The sequence below is a fragment of the Wolbachia endosymbiont of Drosophila barbarae genome, assembly GCF_044752445.1.
GTDB classification, from domain to species: Bacteria; Pseudomonadota; Alphaproteobacteria; order Rickettsiales; family Anaplasmataceae; genus Wolbachia; species Wolbachia pipientis.
The window spans coordinates 1-637 of sequence record NZ_JBIXJM010000037.1 but is presented as its reverse complement, the minus strand read 5'-3'; the positions used below and the strand labels follow the sequence as shown (position 1 = coordinate 637).

Below are 637 nucleotides of genomic sequence, written 5' to 3'. Positions count from 1 at the left end.
ACTCAACCTCCTTATCATCTTCTATCCTTATCTTATCACATCCGGACTTCTATGAAAAGAGCTATATCTGCACCTTTAAGCGTTGGTACTGCTCTTGACTTAAACTTCCACCACTTCCATCTTTTGCTGATTTCACAACTATTGCACCACTTGGTCTTGCTCCGTTTTGCAACATCGCTTGATTCCAAGCACCCGCCTGATTATGCTGATCTATGCTATATGCAGCTGCCTCAATTGGTGATAGCCCATACCAATCATTCAAAGGGTTAAAGGTCTTTAGGTGCAACACTGCTGAACGTCCGGTTAGTTTATCAACTTTAAAGTCATAACTGTTGTTATTTATGGTATAACGATAGATATAAGGAACGTTATTTCTCCCTGGAACAATTTCAACCCTATCGGGGCGCAGAAGATAAAGCTCTGTTGGTGGTTTTCTACTATTCTGTGACTCAACCATCAATATATAAGAATTGCCGTTAACTAACCGATAAGTTACAATCCCCTCAATAAATTCCGATTTTGATGTCATTGGGTTAGGAGCGTCGAACAAGAAAAAATCTTGTTAAGCCGGAAAGAAACTATTTCTTCACTTCCATAGCAATTTTTATATATAATTTATCAAGAAGTACTTCTGCAG

The 637-nt window shown here is 38.6% G+C and carries 1 pseudogene; it reads right to left on the bottom strand.

Features of this window, described 5'->3' with window-relative positions:
* Positions 1–64: 64 nt before the first annotated feature.
* Positions 65–550: pseudogene (locus ACIPNH_RS00445) on the bottom strand (phage portal protein); the annotation flags it as partial.
* Between the last annotated feature and the right edge of the window lie 87 nt (positions 551–637).